The 26,104-nt window shown below is 60.0% G+C and carries 19 protein-coding genes and 1 pseudogene; 8 read left to right on the top strand and 12 right to left on the bottom strand.

Translation table 11 applies throughout. The annotated features are described in order from the left end of the window. The first annotated feature begins 26 nt into the window (after positions 1-26). Positions 27-944, top strand: coding sequence for a transcriptional regulator MetR (gene metR, locus BM317_RS03395; protein ID WP_060740854.1), 918 nt, complete (start codon positions 27-29; stop codon positions 942-944). Between the two features lie 173 nt (positions 945-1,117). On the opposite strand, the gene BM317_RS03400 is transcribed toward metR, so the two are convergent. The 4 genes from BM317_RS03400 to BM317_RS03420 all read right to left on the bottom strand — a co-directional run bounded on the left by BM317_RS03400 (position 1,118) and on the right by BM317_RS03420 (position 4,278). Beyond that, the gene (locus BM317_RS03400) at positions 1,118-1,615 is read right to left on the bottom strand and encodes a GNAT family N-acetyltransferase (protein ID WP_092166346.1); all 498 of its coding nucleotides are present in this window, start codon (positions 1,613-1,615) and stop codon (positions 1,118-1,120) included. After that, positions 1,612-2,250 carry a LysE family translocator gene (locus BM317_RS03405; RefSeq protein WP_053124734.1) on the bottom strand — a complete coding sequence of 213 codons (639 nt, stop codon included), beginning with the start codon at positions 2,248-2,250 and terminating at the stop codon, positions 1,612-1,614. Before BM317_RS03405 ends, BM317_RS03400 begins: the two co-directional genes overlap by 4 nt. A gap of 24 nt (positions 2,251-2,274) precedes the next feature. Next, positions 2,275-2,691, bottom strand: a complete 417-nt coding sequence (locus BM317_RS03410) for an NUDIX hydrolase (protein WP_092166345.1) — start codon at positions 2,689-2,691, stop codon at positions 2,275-2,277. 219 nt (positions 2,692-2,910) lie between these two features. Further along, a complete protein-coding gene (locus BM317_RS03420) occupies positions 2,911-4,278 on the bottom strand; it encodes a response regulator c-di-GMP phosphodiesterase, NosR family (protein WP_092166342.1) in 1,368 nt (455 codons plus the stop codon). Between the two features lie 224 nt (positions 4,279-4,502). Between BM317_RS03420 and BM317_RS03425 the strand changes: the two genes are divergently transcribed. From BM317_RS03425 to BM317_RS03450, 6 genes are all read left to right on the top strand, one after another. Then, complete coding sequence (locus tag BM317_RS03425) at positions 4,503-6,794, top strand: GGDEF/EAL domain-containing response regulator (protein ID WP_092166341.1); 2,292 nt, start codon at positions 4,503-4,505, stop codon at positions 6,792-6,794. After that, positions 6,791-8,665: a two-component system response regulator gene (locus BM317_RS03430; RefSeq protein WP_092166340.1), complete on the top strand. Its 1,875-nt coding sequence runs from the start codon at positions 6,791-6,793 to the stop codon at positions 8,663-8,665. The genes BM317_RS03425 and BM317_RS03430 overlap by 4 nt, the downstream gene beginning before the upstream one ends. A 40-nt stretch (positions 8,666-8,705) precedes the next feature. Next, on the top strand, positions 8,706-9,665 hold the full coding sequence (locus BM317_RS03435; protein ID WP_092166339.1) for a cytochrome-c peroxidase: 960 nt from the start codon (positions 8,706-8,708) through the stop codon (positions 9,663-9,665). Then, positions 9,662-11,464: a DAHL domain-containing protein gene (locus BM317_RS03440; RefSeq protein WP_092166338.1), complete on the top strand. Its 1,803-nt coding sequence runs from the start codon at positions 9,662-9,664 to the stop codon at positions 11,462-11,464. Before BM317_RS03435 ends, BM317_RS03440 begins: the two co-directional genes overlap by 4 nt. Next, the gene (locus BM317_RS03445) at positions 11,461-12,867 is read left to right on the top strand and encodes an ATP-binding protein (RefSeq protein WP_092473088.1); all 1,407 of its coding nucleotides are present in this window, start codon (positions 11,461-11,463) and stop codon (positions 12,865-12,867) included. The genes BM317_RS03440 and BM317_RS03445 overlap by 4 nt, the downstream gene beginning before the upstream one ends. Positions 12,868-13,094: 227 nt before the next feature. Continuing rightward, positions 13,095-14,714, top strand: a complete 1,620-nt coding sequence (locus BM317_RS03450; RefSeq protein WP_092473091.1) for an FMN-binding glutamate synthase family protein — start codon at positions 13,095-13,097, stop codon at positions 14,712-14,714. On the opposite strand, the gene BM317_RS03455 is transcribed toward BM317_RS03450, so the two are convergent. The 3 genes from BM317_RS03455 to BM317_RS03465 all read right to left on the bottom strand — a co-directional run bounded on the left by BM317_RS03455 (position 14,715) and on the right by BM317_RS03465 (position 18,887). Next, positions 14,715-16,232, bottom strand: a complete 1,518-nt coding sequence (locus BM317_RS03455) for a glucosyltransferase domain-containing protein (protein WP_092473093.1) — start codon at positions 16,230-16,232, stop codon at positions 14,715-14,717. A gap of 214 nt (positions 16,233-16,446) precedes the next feature. After that, on the bottom strand, positions 16,447-17,868 hold the full coding sequence (locus BM317_RS03460; protein WP_092166331.1) for an amino acid permease: 1,422 nt from the start codon (positions 17,866-17,868) through the stop codon (positions 16,447-16,449). A 560-nt stretch (positions 17,869-18,428) separates the two neighbouring features. Continuing rightward, the gene (locus BM317_RS03465) at positions 18,429-18,887 is read right to left on the bottom strand and encodes an REP-associated tyrosine transposase (RefSeq protein WP_092473095.1); all 459 of its coding nucleotides are present in this window, start codon (positions 18,885-18,887) and stop codon (positions 18,429-18,431) included. Positions 18,888-19,248: 361 nt separating this feature from the next. Here BM317_RS03465 and BM317_RS03470 point away from each other — a divergent pair, with 361 nt between their 5' ends. Beyond that, the gene (locus BM317_RS03470) at positions 19,249-22,356 is read left to right on the top strand and encodes a transglycosylase domain-containing protein (RefSeq protein ID WP_092473097.1); all 3,108 of its coding nucleotides are present in this window, start codon (positions 19,249-19,251) and stop codon (positions 22,354-22,356) included. Between the two features lie 268 nt (positions 22,357-22,624). On the opposite strand, the pseudogene BM317_RS03475 reads toward BM317_RS03470, so the two are convergent. From BM317_RS03475 to BM317_RS03495, 5 genes and pseudogenes are all read right to left on the bottom strand, one after another. Beyond that, a pseudogene (locus BM317_RS03475) lies at positions 22,625-23,118 on the bottom strand (CS1 type fimbrial major subunit). A gap of 361 nt (positions 23,119-23,479) precedes the next feature. Next, positions 23,480-23,971 carry an adhesin gene (locus BM317_RS03480; RefSeq protein ID WP_092473099.1) on the bottom strand — a complete coding sequence of 164 codons (492 nt, stop codon included), beginning with the start codon at positions 23,969-23,971 and terminating at the stop codon, positions 23,480-23,482. Positions 23,972-24,051: 80 nt separating this feature from the next. Beyond that, positions 24,052-24,561: a CS1 type fimbrial major subunit gene (locus BM317_RS03485; protein WP_092166326.1), complete on the bottom strand. Its 510-nt coding sequence runs from the start codon at positions 24,559-24,561 to the stop codon at positions 24,052-24,054. Between the two features lie 241 nt (positions 24,562-24,802). Next, positions 24,803-25,285 (bottom strand): CS1 type fimbrial major subunit, encoded by a 483-nt coding sequence (locus BM317_RS03490; RefSeq protein WP_092473101.1) that lies wholly within the window; start codon positions 25,283-25,285, stop codon positions 24,803-24,805. 45 nt (positions 25,286-25,330) lie between these two features. Then, positions 25,331-26,074 (bottom strand): molecular chaperone, encoded by a 744-nt coding sequence (locus tag BM317_RS03495; protein ID WP_170842277.1) that lies wholly within the window; start codon positions 26,072-26,074, stop codon positions 25,331-25,333. Between the last annotated feature and the right edge of the window lie 30 nt (positions 26,075-26,104).

Consider the following 26,104-nt stretch of genomic DNA (forward strand, 5'->3'; position numbering starts at 1 on the left):
CAAGTTTTACTCATGGAGCCACTCCGGTGCTTGAACTCCGTCACCTCAAGACCCTGCATGCCCTGCGCGAAGCCGACAGCCTGGTCGAAGCCGCCGAACGCCTGCACTTGACCCAGTCCGCCCTCTCCCACCAGTTCAAGGAACTGGAAGAGCGCCTGGGCATGCAGTTGTTCGTGCGCAAGACCAAGCCCGTACGTTTCACCAGCGCCGGCCTGCGCCTGTTGCAACTGGCCGATGCCGCCCTGCCGTTACTGCGCAGTGCTGAACGGGACATCGCCCGCTTGGCGGGCGGCACCGCCGGGCGCCTGCACATGGCCATCGAGTGCCATAGCTGCTTCCAGTGGCTGATGCCGACCATCGACCAGTTCCGCGATGCCTGGCCGGAAGTCGAGCTGGACCTGGCCTCGGGTTTCGCCTTCGCCCCCTTGCCGGCCTTGGCCCGGGGCGATCTCGATTTGGTGGTGACCTCCGACCCGCTGGAACTGGCCGGCATCACGTACGTGCCGCTGTTCACCTACGAAGCGATGCTCGCCGTGGCCAACCAACATCGGTTGGCGGGCAAGCCCTACATCGTGCCCGAGGACCTGATCAGCGAAACCCTGATCACCTACCCGGTGGAGCGAGACCGGCTGGACATCTTCACCCGTTTCCTGGAACCGGCCGACATCGAACCGGCCCAGGTGCGTACGTCCGAGCTGACGGTGATGATGATGCAACTGGTGGCCAGCGGTCGTGGCGTCTGCGGCATGCCGCACTGGGCGCTGCATGAATACAGCTCGCGGGGCTACGTGAAGGCCAAGCGGCTGGGGGAGAAAGGTCTGTTCGCCACGCTGTACGCGGCGGTGCGCACCGACATGCTCGACGCGCCGTACATGCGCGATTTCTTGCTGACGGCCAAGGACACGTCGTTTTCCACGCTGGATGGAGTCAGTGCCGTGCGGTGAAGCACATTCCTTGTGGCGAGGGGATTTATCCCCGTTGGGCTGCGAAGCGGCCCTAAAGCAGCGAACTCAATCTTCCTGACACACCGAGTTGCCTGGTTTGGGGGCTGCTTCGCAGCCCAGCGGGGATAAATCCCCTCGCCACAAATAAAGCTCAACAGCCATGGCCGGTTGGTTTACAGCTCTAGCCACATGTGGATTTTGTCGAGGTACTCGTCGCCCACGCGGATCGCCATCGGTTCGAGACCGTACAGGACGAAACCGCAGCGCTGGTAGAGCTTGAGCGCCGGGTCGTTGCCCGCGGTGACGGTCAGTTGCACCAGGCGCAGGAAGGTGTGGCGCCGGGCTTCGTCGAGGGCCGCCTGTACCAGTTGGTAGCCACGGCCTCGTTGGCGATGTGCGTCGGCGACGTACATGCCGAACAGCAGCGCCTTGTGCCGGGCTTTTTCCCGGGGGTCCAGGGCCAGGCCAACGATGCCGACCAGTTCTTGCTCGACAAACGCTCCCAACAGCACATCGAGCCGGCTGCCCAGGCGTGACTCCCACCAGTTGAGGGGCAACTTCGCCCGTTCGCCGACGCTGGAGGTGAAGGCCTGGGGGTGCAAGGCGTACGCCTGGAGCATCAGCTCGCGATACACCAGGGCATCACCGGCCCGCAGGCGTCGGATGTTCACGCCGAACGCCGTTGCTCAAGCATCAGGCGCAGCGCCAGGGCACCGAGGACAAACCCCATGAAGTAGCGCTGCACCGCCAGCCAGCTCGGGTTGTGGACAAACCACGAGGCAATGCCGGCGGCGAACAGGGCGATCAGCAGGTTGACGCTGAAACTGACGCTGATCTGGGTCAGCCCGAGGATGATGCTCTGGGTGAACAGCGAACCGTGTTCCGGGCTGATGAACTGCGGGAACACCGACAGATAGAACACCGCGATCTTGGGGTTCAGCGCACTGGTGAGAAAGCCCATGGTGATCAGTTTGCGTGTCGAGTCCGCCGGCAACTGCTGGGCCTCGAAGGGCGAACGCGCGCCCGGCTTCACCGCCTGCCAGGCCAGCCACAACAGGTACAGCGCGCCGGCCCATTTCAACACTTCATAGGCCATGGGCACCGCCAGGAACACCGCCGTCAGCCCCGCGGCGGCGGCGAACATGTGCACGAAGAACCCCGCCACCACGCCCAACAGCGAGGTGACGCCGGCCTTTCGGCCCTGGCAGATCGAACGGGAAATCAGGTAGATCATGTTCGGGCCGGGCGTCAGCACCATCAGTAACGCCGCGGCGGCGAAAATCAACAGGTCCGGCAATGGAATCATGGGCGTCAGTCCTTGAGGCATGAATCAGCAAGTGGCGAGGTGTGTCGCTCGATAAAACGGCAGGATCACCTCGCCTGTCAACGGGGCGAGTACAAGATCGCTGTCGCCGGCCGGGTCGATCCAGCACACCTCTTCGATTTCGGCCGCCGGCGAAACCGGGGCGTCGATGTTCAGCAAAAACACCTCGGCCTGCACGATAAACCCCGGTTCGTTGGCCGCCGGTGCGCTGAACACACCCAGGTGGCGGGCCTGGGCCGAGTCGATCCGCAACCCGAGCTCTTCTTCCAGCTCCCGGGCCAGCGCCTGCACCGGTTGTTCATGGGCCTCGATCTTGCCCCCCGGCTGCATGAAGGCCCGGGTGCCGCGCTTGCGCACCAGCAGGGTTCGCCCGTCCGGCCCGAGCAACAGGGCGGCGGCGATGCGGATGAGGGAAGTGGTCATGATGATTCAAAGCCTTGGGCAGAAAAATGCCGGGGAGATTACAGACCAAAGCCGCAGGGAGCAAAGCCTGGCGCTGGTTTCAGAATCCAGACATACCCATGTGGGAGCGGGCTTGCTCGCGAAGGCGGCTTATCAGTCAGAGCCAATGTCGCCTGATACATCGCCTTCGCGAGCAAGCCCGCTCCCACAGGTTGAACTGCGCCGTCTGTCCGATCCGCATCACCCCAAAATCGGCCTCGGCGCCGAAGGGTCGGCCAGTTCTTCGGGGATCTTGACGAACACGCTGTACCGGGCCCCTTCCATCGACTCGAAGGCGATGAGCTTTTCCACCAGCGGACCGCTCAGGACCTTGCCGGCGTTGAGCAGCAGCATGCCGTTGTCGGCGTTGAGGTTGCGCGCCAGGATCATGCCGGCCGCCAGTTCCCGGGTGTTCATGACCTTGACCGTCGGGTCCGACAAGGTCACGTCTTCCAGGTACTCGCCGCAGGCCTTGATGAAGTCCTCGACCATGTCCGGGTCGTACAGCTTGCCGGCGTATTTGCGGATGTAGACCAGCGCTTCGTCGCTGTTCATCTGTCGTTCGAGGATCAACCCGCGCTGCAGCTCGATGAAATCCACCGCCAATTTCAAGAGTCGCGAGCCGAAGGGAATAGCTTCGCCCTTGAGGTGCTCGGGGAAACCACTGCCGTCCCAGCGCTCCTGGTGATGGCGGATGATCCGGGCCGCATCCTTCATCGGGTCCAGGGTCATCAGCAGCGATTCGCTCTGCTTCGGATAGGCCCGATAGAGATCGAGTTCATTGTGGTGCAGCAAGTCGGCGGGCGTGACCATCATATTGTCGGTCCAGCTCAGCTTGCCGATGTTGTAGAGCGCCGCGGCCATGGTCAGGTCGCGGTCGGTGGACTCATCGAGGAAATGCAGCCGGCTGTAGACCCTGATCAACTCGATGATCTGCCGGTTGGTCTGCTTGGCCTTGGGCAGGCGCAGGTTGGCGATCAGCGAAAACACCTCGGTGCTGGTCACATAACTGCGCTTGAGCTCGTCGTAGGCCAGGTCGAGCATGTCGGCGGTCTGCTGCAGCTCGGAGGTACGCGACGCCACGCGTTTTTCCAGGGTGGCGTTCAGGGTCTTGAGTTGCTGGTTCTGCTCGCGGTTCAACGCTTCGAGACGCTGGCGCTCGCTTTCGGAATGCTGGTGGGCCAGGGCCTGGCGCAAGGCCTGCACCAGCTCCTCATCGTTCCAGGGTTTGCTGAGGTAACGATAGAGCTGCCCCTCGTTGATGGCCTTGGTCATCATGTCCACATCGGCATAACCGGTGAGCAGGATGCGCAACGTCGAGGGGTACAGCTTGCGGATCTCGGCCAACAGCGTGGCGCCATCCATGTTCGGCATGCGCGCGTCGGTCATCACCAGGTCGACCGGCCGCTCCTTGAGAATCTCCAGGGCCTTGGCGCCACTGTCGGCCAGCAGGATCTCGTAGGGCTGGCTGCGCAATAGCCGACGCAAGCTGTTGAGAATCGACTCTTCGTCATCGACCAGCAGCACCGTCGGCTTCTTTACCGGAACGTCCGGCGATTGATCTTCCATTTGAACCCCCTCCTGTTCACGACAACCGTTCTACTAGCCCCGAAATACAGCCTAGTAGATTGCGAAAATTTAGACACATTTGCCATCAGTGGCCGAGCGCATCGCGATGAGGCGACTATGCTCTACCCCATGAAGGGCCATGTACAGGCCGAAGACTCATGCCAGCGAAAGGGATATCAGATGTTCCCAGGGTTCTATAGTCAGCATCAAAGTGGTGCACGGCCATGAGCCTGCCTTTGGATAAAACCAATCGGCGGATCCTCATCGTCGACGACACCCCGACCATCCATGAGGATTTTCGCAAGATCCTCAGCCCCCGGATGAACGCCGAAGACAACCTGAGCAGCGCCGAAGAGGCTCTGTTCGGCGCGCCGGTGGCCGTTGCCGCCATGAGTTTCGTCCTCGATTCGGCGTTCCAGGGCATGGAAGCCTTGAACAAAGTCGAGACGGCGCTGGCCCAAGGGCAGCCCTTCGCCATGGCGTTCATCGACATGCGCATGCCGCCGGGCTGGGACGGCCTGGAAACCATCGAACGGCTGTGGCGCGCCGACCCCAAGCTGCAAGTGGCCCTGTGCACCGCGTACTCGGATTATTCCTGGGAAGACATTTCCGAGCGCCTCGAACTGGGCGACCGCCTGCTCATCCTGAAAAAACCCTTCGACGCCATTGAGATCCGCCAGATGGCCAGCGCCTTGACCGTCAAATGGCAGATGACCGAGGACGCGGCGCTGAAAATGGACATGCTGGAACGGGCCGTCGAGGAACGCACCCGCGAGTTGGCCGACGCCAACATCATCGTGCAGAACAGCCCGACCATTCTCTATCGCCTGCGGGGCGAGCCGCCGTTCGCGTTGATGTACATCTCCCATAACATCACCAAGTTCGGTCATTCCGCGGCGCAACTGATCAACGCGCCGGACTGGGCGCAAACCCTGATCCACCCCGACGACCAGGACAAAGTCCAGGAGGCCATGGTCCGCGTCCTCGACCGTGACACTGCCGGGGCCTCCATCGAGTTTCGCATGCGCACTGGCGACGACACATTCCGCTGGGTGGAGAACCGCTACATTCCGGTGCGCAACGACCAGGGCCTGTTGCTGGAAGTGGAAGGCATCATCCTCGACATCACCGAGCGCAAGCTGGCCGAAGAGAAGATCGCCCTGCTCGCCCGCACCGACGGCCTGACCGGGCTGGCCAACCGCGCCACCATGATCGAGCGCCTGCACCAGGCCTTCGCCGCCGCTCGTCGGGGCGCGGCGCCGTTTGCCATGTTCTACCTGGACCTGGACCACTTCAAACGCATCAACGACACCTTGGGCCATCCCATCGGCGACCTGCTGCTGCAGGAAGTCGCCGCCCGCATCAAGTCCTGTACCCGGGAAAACGATGTGGTGGCGCGCCTGGGCGGCGACGAATTCGCCCTGCTGCAACTGGACGTCCATGAAGCGACCCACTGCGCCGCACTGGCGGGCAAGATCCGCGATGCCCTCGTGGCGCCGTACTCCCTGGACGGCAACGACGTGCGGATCTCCGTGAGCATCGGCATCGCCCTGTACACCCCGCAGAGCTTGAGCGCCGACAGCCTGATGGCGCAATCCGACATGGCCCTGTACCGCTCCAAGGAAAAGGGTCGCAACCAGTATCACTTCCACAACGAGGAAATTAACCAGGAAGTCACCGACCGGGTCGCCCTGGCCAACGATCTGCGCCAAGCCATCGAAAACCAGGAACTGCAACTGCACTATCTGCCCGAAGTCGACCTCGGCACCGGCAAGATCCTCGGCATGGGCGTGCAGGTGCGCTGGAACCACCCCCAACGGGGCTGGCTGGAACCGGCGGCCTTCATGCCAGCGGCCGAAAAGACCGGAATCATCATTGCCCTCGGGCACTGGGTGCTGGACCAGGCCTGCCAACAGATGCGCCAATGGCGCGACCAGGGCATGGCGCCGCCGGTGATCGCCATCGACCTGTCCCTGACCCAACTCAAGACCGGCCCGGAACTGATCTACGACGTTCTGCGCACCACCGCCCGCTGGGAACTGGCCCCCTGGGACCTGCGTTTCGACGTCACCGAAGCCACCCTGGCCCAGACCAAGTGGACCCACAACGACGTGCTGCCGCGCCTCTGCGAATTGGGCGTGCAAATCGCCATCGATGACTTCGGCACCGAATATTCCTCGTTCGATTACCTCAAGACCTACCGGGTCAATCACCTCAAGCTCGCCCAGCGCTTTCTCGACAGCGCCAACGACGACCCGGAGAACGCCACGACGTTGCGGGCGATCATCAACTTCGCCCGGGACGTGGGCATCGGGATCATTGCCGAGGGCGTCGAGACCCAGGAGCAACGCACCACACTGATGTCCAGCGGCGGCGCGATGCAGGCCCAGGGGCATTACTTCAGCACCGTGGTCGACAGCGGCCAGGCCGCCAAACTGCTCAAGGCCGGCACCATCATTCCCGCGACAGACCACTGGACCCGACCAGCGAGCCAGCTATCGGAGAGCAATCCATGAACCCCATGTCGGTGCCAGCCAACCGGCGGATCCTGGTGGTGGACGACACGCCGGCGATCCACCAGGACTTTCGCAAGATCCTCAGCCCCAGCGGCGGCAGCGATGATTCGCTGGACGACACCGAAAGCCTGCTGTTCGGCACCCCACAGGTCAGCCGGCTGCAATTTCAGATCGACTCGGCCTACCAGGGCGAGGAGGCACTGGAACTGGTCAAGCGCGCCCAGGCCGAAGGCCAGCCCTACGCGCTGGTGTTCGCCGACATGCGCATGCCACCAGGCTGGGATGGCCTGCAAACCATCGAACAACTGTGGAAAGCCGACCCGCGCCTGCAAATCGCCCTGTGCACGGCCTTCTCGGATTACTCCTGGGAAACCATGGCCGAACGGATCGAGTTCGATGACCAATTGCTGATTCTCAAGAAACCGTTCGACACCTTGGAAATCCGCCAGATGGCCAGCGCCATGACCTGGAAATGGCAACTGGCCCAGGATGCGGCGCGGAAAATGCGCAGCCTGGAACGCACGATCGAAGAGCGCGTCCAGGAATTGCTCAAGGTGTCCCACCTGCTGCAATACGACGTGCTCACCGAGTTGCCCAACAGCATGTTGCTCGGCGATCGCCTGACCCAGGCCATGGCCCAGTGCCGTCGGCACGACCGGCAACTGGCGGTGATGTTCATCGGCCTGGACCGCTTCAAGCGCATCAACAACGCGCTGGGCCATCCGGTGGGCGACGAAATGCTCAAGCGCGTGGCCCGGGCGCTGGCGAGCGTGGTGCGTGAGTCCGATTCGGTGTTCCGCTACGGTTCCGATGAATTCGTGGTGATCGTGGGGGACATCACCGAGGCGCAGCAAACCAAAGGCGTGGCCGAAAAACTGCTGGCGGCCATCAGCACCCCCCAGCCTATCGACGGCCATGACCTGAGCGTCACCGCGAGCCTGGGCATCAGCGTATACCCGAGCGACGGTTTCGACGCCGTGGCGCTGATCAAGAAAGCCGAGACGGCGATGCGCAACGTCAAGGAAACCGGCCCCAACGACTACCGTTTCTTCACCGAGGACATGAACCGCCGGGCACGGCAGCAACAGACCATCGAATCGGGCCTGCGCCTGGGCCTGCAACGCAAGGAATTCGTGCTGCATTACCAACCCAAGCTCGACCTCAAGAGCGGCAAGGTGGTCGGTGTCGAGGCGTTGGTGCGCTGGAACAGGCCGGAACATGGCCTGGTCTACCCGGCGGACTTCATTCCGGTGGCCGAGGACAGCGGCTTGATCGTGCCGCTGAGCCAATGGGTACTCCAGGAAGCCTGCCAGCAGGCCTGCCGTTGGCAAGCCCAGGGCATGCGGCCGCTGTGCCTGTCGGTGAACATCTCGGCCATCGATTTTCGCCAGCGCGGCTTCGTCGAAGGCATCGCCCGCACCCTCAAGGAAACCGGCCTGGACCCGACACAGTTAGAACTGGAGATCACCGAAAGCGTACTGATGCAGAACATCGATACCACGGTCGCCATCCTCAAGGCCATCAAGCAACAGGGGATACGCCTGGCCATCGACGATTTCGGCACCGGCTATTCGAGCCTGAGCTATTTGCAGAAATTTCCGGTGGATGTGCTGAAGATCGACCAGTCGTTCGTCGGTGACCTGAGCATCGATAGCAATGACGCCAAGCTGGTGAGCACCATCATCAGCCTGGGCAAGAGCCTGAACCTGCACATCATCGCCGAAGGGGTGGAAACCCTTGAGCAGCTTGAATTTCTCAAGAAGCACCAATGCGAGGAAGCCCAGGGTTATTACTTCAGCAAGGCCGTCGAACCGCAGGCCTTTGCCGATTGGATGACCGAGTGGGAAAAACGCCAGAACCCGTTTTCGTGAACCGCTGAGTCCTCAACCAAAGTTTCAAGGAAAACATCCCATGGCGTTACATGGACTGATTCTGGCGCTCGGCCTGCTCGTGGGAGCAAGCGTAACCGCTCACGCCGCCCCCCTGGATGAACCCCTCAAGCCCCTGCCGCCGGTGCCGGCCCTGGACCCCAAGCGCGTCCAGCTGGGGCTGCGGCTGTTCAATGACCCACGGCTGTCGGTCAACAACACCCTGTCCTGCGCCAGTTGCCATCGCCTGGACAAGGGCGGCGCCGACGACAAGCCGTTTTCCCTGGGCTTCGACGGCAAGCCGGTGGAGGTCAATACACCTACCGTGTTCAACGCCGGCCTGAACTTCCACCAGTTCTGGGATGGCCGCGTCGATACGTTGGAAGAACAGGTCCACGAGGTCGTGACCAGCCCGGTGGAAATGGGCAGCACCTGGGAGTCGGTGGTCAAGCGCATCGCCGATGACCCCGGCTACGCCAAGGACTTCAAGGACGCCTATCCCGATGGCGTGACCAAGCCCAATATCCAGAGCGCCCTGGCCGACTACGAACGCACCTTGCAAACACCCAATTCGCGTTTCGACCAGTACCTGCTGGGCGACACCGACGCCCTCACGCCCCGGGAAAAGTTCGGTTACCAGCGTTTCAAGGAGTACGGCTGCATCGCTTGCCACCAGGGCGTGAACATCGGCGGCAACATGTTCCAGAAATTCGGCGTCATGGGTGACTATGTCGGCGACCGGGGCAACCCCACCCGCGCCGACGAAGGACGCTTCAACATCACCGGCGATGAAGCGGACCGCCAGGTCTTCAAGGTGCCCAGCCTGCGCAACGTGGCCGTCACCGCGCCGTATTTCCATGACGGGTCGGCGACGACTCTGGAACACGCGGTGGAGGTGATGTTCAAGTACCAACTGGGTCGTGAGCCTCTCAAGAACGATACGACACTGATCGTCGAGTTCCTCAAGACCCTGACGGGTGAATCGGAGGGCAAGCCCCTATGACCACTCTGCGCCGCCTCGGTCTTGCCTTCATCGGCCTGTTACTGGCTTCGGTCCTGCTGTTCATGTACGTCAATTCGGGGGCCCAGCAAGCCGCCTCGTACATTGAATCCCGTGACCTGATTCGCCTGCTCAAGCAACAGGACGCTATCTGGGACAACGAAGTCCTCAAGTCGCGGATCGCCCTGACCCACAACTACGACCCGTTGGTCTCCCCCCTGCATGAAATGGCACGCTTGTGGCAGCGTCTGGACGCCATCGAATCGGAACCGGGACGCCACGGGCCGTCGCTCTGGGAGGCCCAGCGCGACGAATACCTCAAGCTGGTCAAGGAAAAAACCCGCCTGATAGAACAGTTCAAGTCCCATAACGCGGTGTTGCGTAACTCCCTGGCCTTTCTGCCCACCGGTGAGGACGACATCCAGGGCCAGTTCGCCCGGCTGCCCGACACCTACAAACTGGAGTTGCAGAACGTTGCCATCGACACTTACGACCTGTTGCTCAGCAGTATGGAGTTCGCCCAGGTCAGCTCCCCGGAGATCGCAGCCGAAGTCCTGCTGGGCTTGAACCAGTTGGATGTCAACAAGGAACGCCTGCCTGAGGGGTTGCTCAACTCCATCGAAGTCCTGCGCAGGCACATCGGGGTGATCCTGCGCGAACAACCCAAGGTGAATGAGTTACTGCTGGGAATCGGAGCGATCCCCGTGGCCGATCGCCTGGACACCATCACCAACCTGCTCGAGAAAGACCAGGAAAAAGCCGCCGCCAAATACGAGCGCAACCACATTTACCTGCTGGTGTTCGCCACGTTCCTGGTGCTGATCCTGATCTGGCTGGCGATTCGCCTGATACGCAGCTTCGCCGAAATCAATCGGGTCAACAGCGCCCTGCAGACCGCCAACGACGAGCTGGAACAACGGGTCGAAGAGCGTACCCGCCAGCTCAAGGACACCCAGAGCGAGTTGATGGACACCGCCCGCCAGGCCGGCATGGCGGAAATCGCCACCAACGTGTTGCACAACGTCGGCAACGTCCTCAACAGCGTGAACATCTCCGCTGACCTGGTCAGCCGCAAACTGCGCAGCAGCAAGGCCCTGGGGCTGGGCAAGGCGATGCAATTGATCAACGAACACACCGATGACCTCGGGCACTTCCTCACCGAGGACGCCAAGGGCAAGTTGCTGCCCGGCTACCTCAACCAACTGGTCGAGGCCATCGCCTCGGAGCAGCAGAGCCTGACCGATGAACTGGCCCAGTTGAGCAAGAGCGTGGACCACATCAAGGATATCGTCTCCACCCAGCAATCCTATGCTGGCGCCAGCAGCCTGCTCGAACCCCTGGTGGTCAGCGAACTGCTCGAAGACGCCTTGCGCATGAACTCCGGCGCCCTGACCCGCCATCATGTTACGGTGATCAAGGAATACGGCGACGTGCCGCGGATCATGGGCGACAAGCATCGCTTGCTGCTGATCCTGATCAACCTGATCAGCAATGCCAAGTACGCCATGGCCGGGGTGTCGAACGATGCGCGGAACATGACCCTCAAGGCCGCCGTCGTCGATGGCCAGACCCTGCAAATCAGCGTCAAGGACGAAGGCGAAGGCATTCCGGAGGAAAACATGACGCGCATCTTCGCCCACGGTTTTACCACGCGTAAGGAAGGCCACGGCTTTGGCCTGCACAGCTGCGCATTGGCGGCCATCGAAATGAACGGCCACCTCACCGCCCACAGTGAAGGGCCAGGAAAAGGGGCGACATTCCAATTGCAGGTGCCCCTGAAACTTGCAGAAGGTGAACCATGAACAGCCTGAGTAACCGCCGCATCCTGTTGATCGACGATACACCCGCCATTCATGAAGATTTCCGCAAGATCCTCACCCCGGAGGATGAAAGCAACACGGATTTGCTGGACATGGAAAGCGCGCTGTTTGGCGAAGCGCCGAAACCTGCCGCCACCGTGTTCGAACTCGACTCGGCCTACGGTGGGCAGGAAGGCCTGAACAAATTGCTGGGGGCAATGGCCAAGGAGCGTCCCTATGCCCTGGCCTTTGTCGACATGCGCATGCCCGAAGGCTGGGACGGCGCCAAGACCATCGAAGAACTCTGGAAGCGCGACCCGCAGTTGCAAGTGGTGGTGTGCACCGCCTATTCGGATTATTCCTGGGATGAATTGCTCGACCGCCTGAACGGCCACGACCGCTTGCTGATCCTGAAGAAGCCGTTCGACAACATCGAAGTCCAGCAGATGGCCAACACCCTGACCACCAAATGGGAAATGACCTCTCGGGCGCAATTGAAGATGAACAAGCTCGAAGACCTGGTGGAACAACGCACCCAGGCCTTCCGACAGGCCAGCGAACTGCTGCAGATGGAGATCGACGAACGCAAGATGCTGGAAACCCAGTTGGTGCAATCGGAAAAGCTCGCCTCGCTGGGCCAGTTGGCGGCCGGGGTGGCCCACGAGATCAACAACCCGATCGGTTTCATTTCTTCCAACCTGGGGGCGCTGGACGGCTACTTCGGCAAACTTCAGGAAATGCTCAGCGCCTATGGCAACGCCGAGGAAGCCATCGCCTCGCCGGAGCTGGTGGTGAACTTGAGAAAACTGCGCGAAAAGGTGGAGCTGGACTTCCTGGTCGAGGATATCCCCTTGCTGATCAAGGAATCCAAGGATGGCATCGGCCGGGTCGGGCAGATCGTCAAGGATTTGAAGGATTTCTCCCGCGTTGATTCCAGCCAGGAATGGCAGATGGCCAATTTGCAGCACGGCATGGATTCGACCTTGAACATCGTCGCCAATGAAATCAAGTACAAGGCCGACGTGGTCAAGGAGTACACGCCGTTGCCGGAGGTGGAATGCCTGCCGTCGCAGATCAACCAGGTGATCATGAACCTGATCGTCAACGCCGCCCAGGCCATCGGCCCCGAACGCGGCACCATCACCCTGCGCAACGGGGTCGGTGAAGAAACCGTCTGGATCGAAGTGGCGGACAACGGCTCGGGCATTCCCCCCGAGACCCTGCAGAAAATCTTCGACCCATTCTTCACCACCAAACCTATCGGCCAGGGCACGGGGCTCGGGCTGTCGTTGTCCTACGGCATCGTGAAAAAACACAATGGCGAAATCACGGTACGCAGCGAAGTCGGCGTCGGCACCACCTTCCGCGTGGAATTACCGTTGCGGCAGATGAAACAGGCGAGCTGAGCCACCCCTGTAGGAGCTGCCGAAGGCTGCGATCTTTTGATCTTTCGCTTTCTTTCGCTTGAGATTCAAGTGTGTCTGGGGAAAGATCGCAGCCTCGTTGCACTCGACAGCTCCTACACGCTCATACGCAGTTGCTACAGGACGCAGCCCAACGGGAGCAAGCTCCCTCGCCACAAGCTGCATTCCAAGCTAATGTCTCGCCAATCGCTCTCCCCCAAGGAAACCGTATGAGCCTGTCTCTGCTGAGTCGTTACGCCTTCTTTGCTGGCTGTGTCATCTTCACCCTCGCCAGCCTGCCATTCCTGCAACACGACTGGCTCTGGCCCATTGCGCTGGTGACCGGGCTGTTGAGCCTGTTGGGGGTGTTCGACCTGCTGCAAAGCCGTCATGCCGTACGGCGCAACTACCCGATCCTGGGCAATATCCGCTACCTGGTCGAAGGCATCCGCCCGGAGATCCGCCAGTACCTGCTCGAATCCGACAGCGATGCCCTGCCCTTCTCCCGGGCCCAACGCTCGCTGGTGTACTCCCGGGCCAAGAACGAAAGCGCCGACAAACCGTTCGGCACCTTGATCGACGTGTACCAGACCGGCTTCGAATTCATCGGCCACTCCATGCGCCCGGCCCCGCTGAGCGACCCCAGCGGTTTTCGCGTGACCGTCGGCGGCCCGCAGTGCACGCAGCCTTACTCCGCGTCGGTGTTCAACATCTCGGCCATGAGCTTCGGCTCCCTGAGCGCCAACGCCATCCGGGCGCTGAACCAAGGCGCGAAGCTGGGCAACTTCGCCCATGACACGGGTGAAGGCAGTATCAGCCCCTACCACCGCGAACACGGTGGCGACCTGACCTGGGAACTGGGCAGCGGCTATTTTGGCTGTCGCACCAGCGACGGGCGCTTCGACCCCGAGCGTTTCGCCGCCCAGGCACAGAACCCGCAGGTGCGAATGATCGAAATCAAGATGAGCCAGGGCGCCAAACCCGGCCACGGCGGGATCCTGCCCAAGCACAAGGTCACCCGGGAAATCGCCGAGACCCGTGGCATCCTCATGGGCGAGGATTGTATTTCGCCGTCATGCCACAGCGCGTTTTCCACGCCGATCGAACTGATGCAGTTCGTCCAGCAGTTGCGTGAGCTGTCCGGCGGCAAACCGGTGGGCTTCAAATTCTGCCTGGGCCATCCCTGGGAATTCATGGGCATCGCCAAGGCGATGCTGGAAACCGGGATCCTGCCCGACTTCATCGTAGTGGACGGCAAGGAAGGCGGCACGGGCGCGGCGCCCGTGGAGTTCACCGATCACATCGGCGTGCCGCTGCGCGAGGGCCTGCTGTTCGTGCACAACACCCTGGTGGGCCTGAACTTGCGGGACAAAATCAAGCTCGGCGCCAGTGGCAAGATCGTCAGCGCCTTCGACATCGCCAGCGTCCTGGCCATCGGTGCCGACTGGGCCAACGCCGCGCGCGGCTTCATGTTCGCCATCGGCTGCATCCAGTCCCAAAGCTGCCACACCAACAAATGCCCCACCGGCGTCGCCACCCAGGACACCTTGCGCCAGCGCGCCCTGGTCGTCCCGGACAAGGCCCAGCGGGTCTACAACTTCCACCGCAACACCCTCAAGGCCCTGGCCGAAATGCTCGCCGCCGCCGGGCTCCAGCACCCGTCGCAATTGCAGCCCAAGCATTTGGTGCGGCGGATGTCGGCTACCGAGGTCAAGTTGTTCTCTGAATTGCACGTGTTTCTGAAGCCGGGGGAATTGCTCACCGGCGAGGTCAATGGGGCGTTTTATTCGCGGATGTGGCAGATGGCGCGGGCGGATAGTTTTGCGCCGGAGAAAATAGTGGCGGCATAACTATCGCCACCATCCCCTAATGTACCCTTCGGAACCTGTTAAATCTTTCATGACAATAAAATCACCTGACTCAGTGACATAAAATGAATAGAACTTCCTGTCTACCACCCGCCTATAAGTCTTGCCCTCAGCCGTCGCCGCATCAAAAGCGGCGCGCCCCTCTGAAACTACATTATTAATACCGTACTGAGGTAAAGTATTTGGGCGGAGCACCATACTGGAGCTGCTCAAAAGGTAGCGCAACGCCGGCATATAATTTATGGCACCCTGCGCTTTGGGCAACCACTTCCCATTAATAGGGGGCTCAATATAATAAAGCACAGGGGAATTGAGAAATTCTTTTGTTGCAATAATGTCATAAGCTATAAACATTGCCATGGCCGTCTCAAGCTCTTTTTTTGCGATAAGAACTTGCCCATAGCCGTAACTAAACGAATACATCGCCAAAACTGGTATCACCAAAAGCATTCGCAACCTATACCCAGCACGCCCCAAAACTTCACGACTCATCAGCAGCAAAAAAAACAATACTACAGAAAACCCCAGATAGTTCCGCGCTTCCAAATTAGGATCCAGCACGAATAACATCGGACCGGGGACACAAACTATCAGCACAGGCGGTACGCATAGACAGGCCCCTAAAACTAAAATTTTTTCGCCCCTACCACCGGCCAGTGCTAAAACATTCTTAATGACTAGGACATATCCCACGCCGGCTACGATCACCATTAAAATAGAAAAAAATCCATTTCCGGCGTTGATCAACTCGAACACTTTTTCCATAGAGAACTTAAACTTCCTAACGAACTCCTCAAACCAGTGCGAATCGAACTCTGCCAGCGAACCGCGCCTATCGCTCGTCAGTTTGAAAGCGGTAAAATAATAAAAAATCCCCCCCAAAAAAAGCTGTAAACCACGCAACCCAATTTCTCTCAACACTTCCTGCGCCGGCTTTCCATTTCTAACATTCCACAAACACTCCATACAGCACAACCCAATAAAAACTGTAATCACCAATTGATAAATACTTAGCAGCACCGCTATTAAAATAGCCGACACGCACCCTCGCAGGTAACTATTGCGAACATGACAGGTTATAGAAAAAACAGCAGCCACAACTGCTAACATCATACCCGGCCCATCATATTGAAAACTAATGTTACCTAAAAAAAAAGGATTACAGAGCAGTGGGAGCACCACGAGACACGCTGTCCACTCGGGGCGAGGAAAATACCATAACGTCAGCCTAGTCATCGCACATGCAAATGCAAAAGTAGCAATTAACAATGGAAGCGGGAAAATATTAATGGTTGCATTGTTAAACGCCATAAGCTTCGTAACCACTTCAGCCAGCACTCTGCCGTGAATTCTCCACCAGTCATCGATCGCCAATATTTCCCGCCAACTATCGTCTACATAGGCGTAATCGGCATGAACAATAGGGTATACGTACACAAAAGAAGCTACTGTAAAAAACAATAGCACCTCTTTTTTGCTAAGTACCTTCGTTATTCGCATAGGTTACTCGTGCAATCGCCAACAGTGCAGATAGATCTTTCATCTTGGTGCCTTGCCATTCCCCTGTTGGCAAGCTTCCAAGCTAGACTGCGGTCCGATGCGGGTCTACTGTCAGAACTTACAGGTCAGCTACAGTCTTCGACGGACGGTCAATCACAGCTCAATGAAAAAGCCCCAGTCACTGACCGGGGCTTTCTTTTATATCGCGGTTAATTTACGACACTGACCGCACCGAGCCGTGGGTTTCGCCCGTCGGCTGCAACTTGAATACATAAAACAACACCGTCAACAACACTAGGAACGCCGGACCGACATACAACGCCACCCGTGTATCAGGGAAGTACGCCATCAGCCCCACCACCAGCACCAAAAATGCCAACGCCAGGTACGAGCTGACCGGGTACAGCCACATGCGGTACTTCAAGGCCGCACGCTCCGAAGCACTCAGGCTTTTACGGAATTTGAGCTGGGCCAGCAGGATCATTACCCAGGTCCAGATCGCGCCGAAGGTGGCGATGGAGGTCACCCAGACGAAGACCTTTTCCGGCACCAGGTAATTGAGCAACACACCCAGCAGCAGCGCGGCGATGGACAGCAGCAATGCACGACGCGGCACGCCGTTGGCCGAGGTCTTGGCGAAACCGGCCGGGGCCTGGCCGTTCTGCGCCAGGCTGTAGAGCATCCGCCCGGTGCTGAAGATGCCGCCGTTGCAGGACGACAGTGCGGCGGTGATCACCACGAAGTTGATGATGCCGGCGGCAGTCTTGATGCCCAGGCGCTCGAAGGTCATCACGAACGGGCTGCCCTGGGTGCCGATCTCGTTCCACGGGTAGATCGACAGGATCACGAACAGCGCGCCGACGTAGAACAGCAGGATCCGCCAGAACACCGAACCGATGGCGTTGGGGATGGTTTTCTGTGGGTTCTTCGCTTCACCGGCAGTCAGGCCGATCATCTCCACGCCCAGGTAGGCGAACATGACCATTTGCAGGGACATCAACACGCCGGACACGCCGTTGGGCATGAAGCCGCCGTGGGCCCAGAGGTTGGAAATACCCAGGGCCACACCGTCGTTGCCGAAGCCAAAGGCGATGATGCCGACGCCGCCGATGACCATGGCGATGATGGTGACGATCTTGATCAGGGCGAACCAGAATTCGAATTCGCCGAAGGCCTTGACCGCGATCAGGTTGATCGAGCCCATGCTGACCAGTGCTGCCAAGGCCCAGATCCAGCGGGGCACGTCGGGGAACCAGATGCCCATGTACACCGCCACGGCGGTGATCTCCGCCACACAGGTCACCAGCCACAGGAACCAGTAGTTCCAACCGGTCAGGAAACCTGCCAGTGGGCCGAGGTAATCCTGGGCATAGCGGCTGAACGAACCGGCCACCGGGTTGTGCACGGCCATTTCACCGAGGGCGCGCATGATCACCAGGATCGCCAGGCCGCCAATGATGTAGGACAGCATGATCGCCGGGCCGGCCATTTCGATGGCCTTGGCCGAACCGAGGAACAGCCCGACACCGATGCAGGCGCCAAGCGCCATCAGGCGGATATGCCGCTCGCCGAGTTCACGTTTGAGCGGACCGCCCTGAGCGGTCTCGCCATGGGGCAGATGATTGCCGACAGGCATAGGGATACAACCTCGTCTTGTTATTGGATTAACCACCGAGTGTCCAAAGCCACAGGCCGGTAAGCCTGCCGCTTTGCCGAAACCGGGTCTGTCTTGTGAGCAGACCGTCCTGTGGAACGACAACCTCAGGATCAGCGGGTCGTGCAGTATAAAAAGCCAGGGATAGAGAGATTCACTGTAAAACCAGGGAAATTCAGGGATAAGGCTGCGCCAGAATCAGCTTTTGGAGAGGTGTTGTCTGGGATTCAGGTCACTCGGAAACGCCGCGGAGTATTGCACAGTGATGGTGCGGCGTCATGTTTTGGCATGGGGCGATGGCTCTAGCGCAAGGCTTTCCCGACACCACTGCCCGTTATGATGGGGATTATCTGTGGCAGGGGATTTATTTGTGGCGAGGGGATTTATCCCCGTTGGGCTGCGCAGCAGCCCCTCAACCGCGCCCGGGTATTTCTGGACAATCGAGTTGCCTGTATTGGGGCTGCTGCGCAGCCCAGCGGGGATAAATCCCCTCACTACAGGGAATCCATGTTCCCCGGTCCAGATAGGGAGCATGAGTCACTTCAAAGCCATGCAGTATCCCAGAGAGGGTAATCGCCGATACATTCCACCAGCCCAGCCCGCAGCGGATTATCAATGATGTAGTCGGCGGAGGGCCGCAGCTCTTCATTGTCACGAATCGCGCGGTCATGAAAGCCGCTTTGCCAAAGCGGACCAGAGGCTCCGGTCATGCTGTTGACGCGATGGGTGCATCGAGCTTTGGTGGCACCGATGACACGACTCAGATGGCCGTCGTGGAGTTGCAGCAACCAGTGAAAATGATCCGGCATCACCACCCAGGCTAAAGAGTTCACCAGACCAGAATCATGGGCGCATTTGAATTCTGCAACCAACAATCTTCCAACCTTCCAGTTGGCAAAAACAGGACGGCGCTGATGAGTAACGGCTGTCACCAGGTAGGCGCGTCCTTGTTCCGAATAACGTCCTCGACGCAAGCGATGTGAATGGGGGCGTGGATGCATTCCTTGCTTCCTTTGAGAGGGTTTGGATGCAGCGTAGCCATGCTGTTGTTTGATCGACGCTGAGAAGGTCGAGCGAATGCTCCGAAGCTTGTGTAGTACTTGTGATGTAGGGACTTATCTGTGGCGAGGGGATTTATCCCCGCTGGACTGCGAAGCAGTCCCCCAATTGCACCCCGGTGTATCTGGCAATTGAGTTATCTGCATTGGGGCTGCTTCGCAGCCCTGCGGGGATAAATCCCCTCGCCACAAAGGGATGCTACTGGCCAGGGCAGACCGTTGCCCACAATTTCCCCTCCCCCACGCCAACCACCGTCTAAGCTTCAAGCAAGTCCGATCAATCTGCTTAATGGATCAGTCGACTATGGGCGCTTTGTGGCAAACCGATTCGAATGAACCTGTGGTCCCGACTGAACGTATGGAAGAAGCGCCTTTACCTCAAAAAAAACGCCGCGCACGGCATGGCTGGCGGGCATTCTGGTTGTTGTTGCTGATTATCGTGGTGGTGGTCGGCCTCGCAGTGGCCAAGGAGATGCGCACGTCGCGGTTTCAGGCCCGGGAGCTCAGCAAGTATGCCGAGTCCCTGAGCTACTCGGTGCAGCCGGGGCCTAGCGATGCCATCGTCTACCCTGGCGCAGGCCCGTTCGACCGCCGCTTGGGCTACAGCGCACTGGGGGAGTTCCTGCCGCGCCTGCTCAAGCGTGACTACGTTATCCAGGCCCAGGCGCGGTTTTCGCCGGCGTTGATGGGCTACGTCGAAAAAGGCCTGTTCGTGCCCTACGCGGAAAAGATCCAGGCTGGATTGACCATCACCGACTGCCGCGCCGCGCCGGTCTATCAGTTCAAGTACCCGCAGCAGCTGTATGCGAACTTCGAAGCGATCCCGCCCGTGGTGGTGCAGAGCCTGTTGTTCATCGAGAACCGGTTTCTGCTCGACCCCAAGCAACCCTTGGCCAACCCGGCCGTGGACTGGCCGCGCTTCGGCATGGCGGCCTGGTCGCAAGTCGCCAAGCTGTTGAGCCTGCCGGGGCAATCCGCCGGGGGCAGCACCTTGGCCACACAATTGGAGAAATACCGTCACTCGCCTGAGGGCCTGACCGTGTCCGGCGCGGAGAAAATCCGCCAGATGATTTCCGCCAGCGTGCGTGCTTACCAGACCGGCCCGCAAACCCTCGAGGCACGGCAGCGGATCATCCGCGACTACCTCAACAGCGTGCCGCTTTCCGCCGTGCCGGGGCATGGTGAAGTCCACGGCATGGCCGAAGGCTTGCGGGTCTGGTACGGCGCCGACTTCAATCGGGCCAATGAACGCTTGGCCAGCACCGCGACCGATCCCCAGAGCCTGGCGGAAAAAGGCCTGGCCCTGCGGGAAATGCTGTCATTGATGATCGCCCAGCGCCGGCCGTCCCATTACCTGTCCAAGGGTCATGATGAACTGGCGCGCCTGACCGACAGCCACATCCGCCTGCTGGCACAGAACGGCGTGATCGACGCGGCGTTGTCGGAGGCGGCCCTGGCGAGCAAGGTCAGCTATCGCGACTGGGTCCAGGACCCCACCGTGCAGCCCAACGAAACCAACAAAGGCATCAGCGCCGCCCGCAGTCGCCTCGCCGCCCTGCTCAACCGTCCGCTGTACGACCTCGATCGCCTCGACCTGTCCGCCACCAGCACCTTGCAAAGCGATTTGCAGGCCCAGGCCACCGACTACCTCAAGCGCTTGGCCGACCCGGCCTTCGCGACCGAGATCGGCCTGATGGGAGAACGCCTGCTGACCCCCACCAGCACCACCCAGGTGCGCTATAGCTTCACCCTGCTGGAACTGACCCCCGATGGCTCACGTGTGCGGGTGCAGACCGACAGCACCGACCAGCCTTTCGACATCAACGAAGGCAGCAAGCTGGAACTGGGCTCCACCGCCAAGTTGCGGGTGCTCACCACCTACCTGCAGATCATCGCCGAACTGCACGAGCGTTATGCCCAGCAGACCCCGGCGGCGTTGAAGAAAACCGAAGTCGCCGAGCAGGATCGCCTGTCCCGCTGGGCCGTCGACTACCTCATCCAGAACACCGACCGCAGCCTGCCGAAGATGCTCGAGGCCGCGCTGGACCGGACCTACTCGGCCAGCCCCGGCGAGGCGTTCTTTACCGGCGGCGGGCTGCACACCTTCCACAACTTCCGCAGGGAAGACGACGGTCGCCTGCCCACGCTGCGCGACGCCTTGCGAGAATCCATCAACCTGCCGTTCATCCGCCTGATGCGCGACCTGGTGCGCTACGCCACCTATGCCGGGCCCAACAACAGTTCCGAACTGCTCAAGGACGACAAGGACCCGCGCCGCCAGGAATACCTGGCCCAGTTCGCCGACCGCGAAGGTACCTCGTTCCTGCTCAGGTTCTGGAAGAAATACCAGAAAAAGGACACCGGCCAGCGCCTGGAAACGTTCCTCGACGGCATGCGCCCTACCGCTATCCGCCTGGCCGCCGTACACCGCTATTTCTTTCCCAACGACAGCCAGGAGAGCTTCAACCGCTTCGTGCGTGCCCATTTGAAGTCGGCCAAGAGCGCCGAAAAACTCACCGACGAACGCCTCGAACGGCTCTACCAAAGCTATGGCCCCGGCGCCTATGACCTGCCGGACCAGGGCTTCATCGCCAAGGTCCACCCATTGGACCTGTGGTTGATGGGTTACCTGCTGAACAACCCCGACGCCAAGTTCAGCCAGATCGTCAAGGCCAGCCAGTTCGAGCGCCAGGAAGTCTACAGTTGGCTGTTCAAGAGCCGGCACAAGAGTGCCCGCGACAGTCGCATCCGTACCATGCTGGAGATCGAGGCCTTTTTGGATATCCACCAGCGCTGGCAGAAAGTCGGCTACCCGTTCGATCACCTGGTGCCGTCGCTGGCCACCGCCATTGGCAGTTCCGGTGACCGCCCGGCTGCGCTTGCCGAACTGGTGGGCACCATCCTCAACGATGGCATCCGCCAACCGGCGCTGCGGGTGGACAGCCTCGACTTTGCCGTCGGCACGCCTTACGAGACACGGCTGGTGAACAACCCGGACAACGGCAAGCGCGTGATGCCGGTGGAAGTGGCCCAGGCCTTGCGCGGTGCGCTGTCCCAGGTGGTGGATGCCGGCACCGCGAAACGCGTGGCCGGCAGTTTCAAGCTGGCCGACGGTACGCCGCTGGCCATGGGCGGCAAGACCGGCACCGGCGACAACCGCATCGAAGCCGTTGGCGCCGGTGGGCGGGTGATCAGTTCAAAGGCGATCAACCGCACCGCCACCTTCGTGTTCTACATCGGCGACAGTCATTTCGGCACCCTCACCGCCTATGTACCGGGCGCGTCGGCGCAGAACTTCAAGTTTACCTCGGCCTTGCCGGTACAAGTGCTCAAGGGCATGGCGCCGTTTCTCTCCCCCTACCTGCAACCGGGGAGCCATACCCAGTGCAAGCCGTTGGTGGCGCGTCAATGAGTCACGGCAAGTTGGGGCAGGTACCTGTGGCGAGGGGATTTATCCCCGCTGGGCTGCGCAGCTGCCCCTAAAAAAGCACGCCATTAACCTGATCCACCGTGGTGTCGGCTTTCAGGGCTGCTGCGCAGCCCAACGGGGATAAATCCCCTCGCCACAAAGATCAGGGGTTGCCCTCAGATCTGGAGTTGCCCTCAGATCTGGGATTGCCCTCAGATCTGGAGTTGCCCTCAGATCTGGGATTGCCCTCAGAGCAGGGGTTGACCCGAGATCAGGGATTGACCCGAGGCACCGCGTCGAAGATCACGGTGATGTCGGCGTTGTAAAGGCCTGTCTGGGTAGGAAGCGGCGCGGCCGCCGCCCTGATGACCATCTCGGCCTGCGTCCCCGGCGTTGACGTTGCGTCATCCACTACCTCCAGCGGCGTAGCCAACAAAGTGACATTGTTGAACCTGACGAACAGGGGAATCACGTCACGGCCGTTCGTCAGCCAAGGATGACCCGCTGGAAGATAGGCATGGACCGAACCGTCGGTGTTTTTCACGTCGAAAGTCTCGCGCAGAACACTCAGATCATTCCTGATAGGGTCGTAGACATGTATTCGTCCTTACCAAAATCCGGATTGCGTGGCTGCACGTGAAACTGCTGGGTCGGAATATTCGCGGAGATATGGATCGATGAACGCGCGTCATCGCCAGCCCACACCGACGAAGACCCCAGGGCTACAACGCCCAGGGCAGCGATGAATACAAATTTGTCGAACATGGTTGAAAGCTCCTTTTTATTGTTATGAAAATGCGAGAACACTCCTGCACCCCGCCGCCACAGAGTCAGAGGTTGGTTGGTGGCGCGTCAATGAGTCACGACAACAAGGGGCAGGTACCTGTGGCGAGGGGATTTATCCCCGCTGGGCTGCGCAGCAGCCCCTAAAAAAGCACGCCATTAACCTGACCACCGTGGTGTCGGCTTTCAGGGCTGCTGCGCAGCCCAACGGGGATAAATCCCCTCGCCACAAAGATCAGGGGTTGCCCTCAGATCAGGGGTTGCCCTCATATCTGGGGTTGCCCTCAGATCTGGGATTGCCCTCAGATCTGGGGTTGCCCTCAGGTCAGGGGTTGACCCGAGATCAGGGATTGACCCGAGGCACCGCGTCGAAGATCACGGTGATATGCCCCGTGAACAAACCGGACAACATGGGAGAAACCGGGAGAGGGACGAAGATGCGCATCTCAGCCGTCATGCCTGGCGTGGACGCAGCGTCATCCACCACTTCCTTAGGCACTTTTTCCAACCAAACGTTGTTGAACATGGTGACAGTGTGGATTCCATAAGTACCGTTGAACAACCAGGAATTCCCTTCAATGTAGGCATGGACCGAACCGTCGGTGTTTTTCACATCGAAGATCTGACGCACTGGGGACAACATTCTGTTCACAGGATTGAGATGCATGACTTCGTCCTTACCGAAGTCTGGATTTCGTGGCTGTACATGAAACTGCTTGTTCGGGATGTTCGCGCTGATATGGATCGATGAACGCGCGTCATCGCCAGCCCACGCCAGCGAAGAACCCATAGCTACAATGACCAGGGCAGCGATGGATACAAATTTTTCGAACATGGTTGAAACTCTTTTTATGGTTATGGAAATGCGGGAGTGCTGCCTGCGTCCCGCTGTTACAGGCAACACACACCACAAAATCAGGGGTTGACCCGAGGCACCGCGTCAAAAATCACGGTGAAGTCAGCGTTGTACACGCCTGGAGACAGTGGGCGAGTGGGCTGTCTCGCAACGACGACACGCATCTCAGCCTGGGTACCCGGTGTGGACGTGGCATCGTCCACGACTTCCTGGGGTCGGTTGTCCAGAGGCACGCCGTTGAATATCGCCCTCAGGGTCACATGCTCCACACCGTTGCTCAGATGGATGGCACCTGTCTGGTTGGCATTCTCGAGGTAGGCGTGGACCGAACCGTCGGTGTTCTTCACATCATAGGTATGGCGCAAAGAGGTGAGCTGGTAGGTCACCGGGTTGTAATGCATGTATTCATCCTTGCCAAACTCCGGATCCCGTGGCTGCACGTGGAACTGCTGGGTCGGAATGTTCGCCTCGATGTGGATGGATGAACGTGCGTCATCGGCGCCCAGTACCAGCGACGAACTTAGCGCAGCAGCCCCCAAAGCAATAACGGACAAAACTTTCTTGAACATGCTTGATACCTTTTTGTAGTAATAAAAAGCGCAGGAGCAAACTTGCCCCCACCGTCACTGACCCAACACCCCCCCGTGGCGAGGGAGCTTGCTCCCGCTGGGTGGCGCAGCCGCCCCCGCTCTTCCCTGAAACACTGTCGGCCTCTGGACTGGTTGCGTCTGCTGCGCAGCCGAGCGGGAGCAAGCTCCCTCGCCACAGGAGTGCTGGTTCAAATGATCTTTGCCGCAGGGTTCGCGGTTGCTACGGCGCGGTGGCGTCGAACACCATGTGCACCGTGCCGTAGTAGTCCCCCGGCTTGTAATCGTCATCGGGCCTGATGGCGGCGATTTCCAGCGGCACCTGGCGTCCGGGCCGGGCTTCGGTGGCCGTGACCACCTGGGCCGAATCCAGGGTCAGTGCGACACCGTTGAAGGTCACCCGCAGATCGATGCGCTCACGTCCATTGGACAGGTACGCTTCTTCCCCCAGGCGGGCACCGATGGCACCGTTGCTGTTCTTCACCTCGTAGGTGGCCCGCAACGGGCTGAGCTCGCCGGTGACGGTGCTGAAGGGCAAGCGCTGTTCGCGCTGGACCAGTTGCGGGTCGAGGGGCACCACATGAAAGTCGGCGGTGGGGATGGTCACGTAGACCTCGAAGGTTTCCCGTTCGACCGCGCCCCAGGCCTGGACCCAGGGCAATATAAGGGCGCTCAGTGCGAGGGGGCGTACCAGTGTCTTGAACATATTTGATTACCTGTGGCGTCAACGACGGTTCGGCGACGGCGACCGTCAACCTTTGATCTCGACGTTTTTCTGCTCGCTGCCTTCGATCAGCGTGAAGCGGTATTCACGCCCCGCCTCCTTGTCGAACGAAAACGTCCGACCGGCCATGATGTGGTGCTTGGTGGTGGGCCGGCACTCGTTCTCTTTCTTCGCTTCGCAGTCCTTGAACTCATCGATCACCAGCACGCTGTTGCCGTTATTGCGTATCTGGTAGCGATTGGCGCCGTCATCGATCACGGTCTCGAAGCGGGTGTCCTTGGGCCGTACGAAAAACACCGTGCCGTAGCCCGCCAGCACCTTGACCCCCGCCCCGACGCGCTCCTTCTTGTATTCCTCGCGCTCCTCCTTGGTGATGGCGAACTCGTCTTCGGCCTCCGGCACCACCGGCACGAAGCGCACGCGGAAGTACCGTTCCTTGTCGCGGTTCCCCATGAACAGCAAGCGCGTGCCCTGCACCCCGTTGGCCGGCACGATCAGCCGCGCCGGGCTGGCCATCAACCCGTCCTTGGCCTGGGCACTGGCCTGGTTCTGCAGCGGCACTTCCTGATAGGTGCCGTCCTCGTTATAGATAATCTCCAGGATGTTGACCTTGACGAACGCCGTGGACGTGCCGCCATTGAATATCCGCTTCATGTAGGTGGTCTTGTTGCCGTCCAGGTAGTCGTAGACCACCCCGACGCCGATCTGCGGACCGGCCTGGGCCACGCCGCAAAACAGATAGAGTCCAACCCATGCCAATAGATGTTTCATCGTTTTTCCAACCTCATGCATTTAACGCAA

The organism is Pseudomonas sp. NFACC24-1 (assembly GCF_900115235.1).
GTDB lineage: Bacteria > Pseudomonadota > Gammaproteobacteria > Pseudomonadales > Pseudomonadaceae > Aquipseudomonas > Aquipseudomonas fluorescens_AA.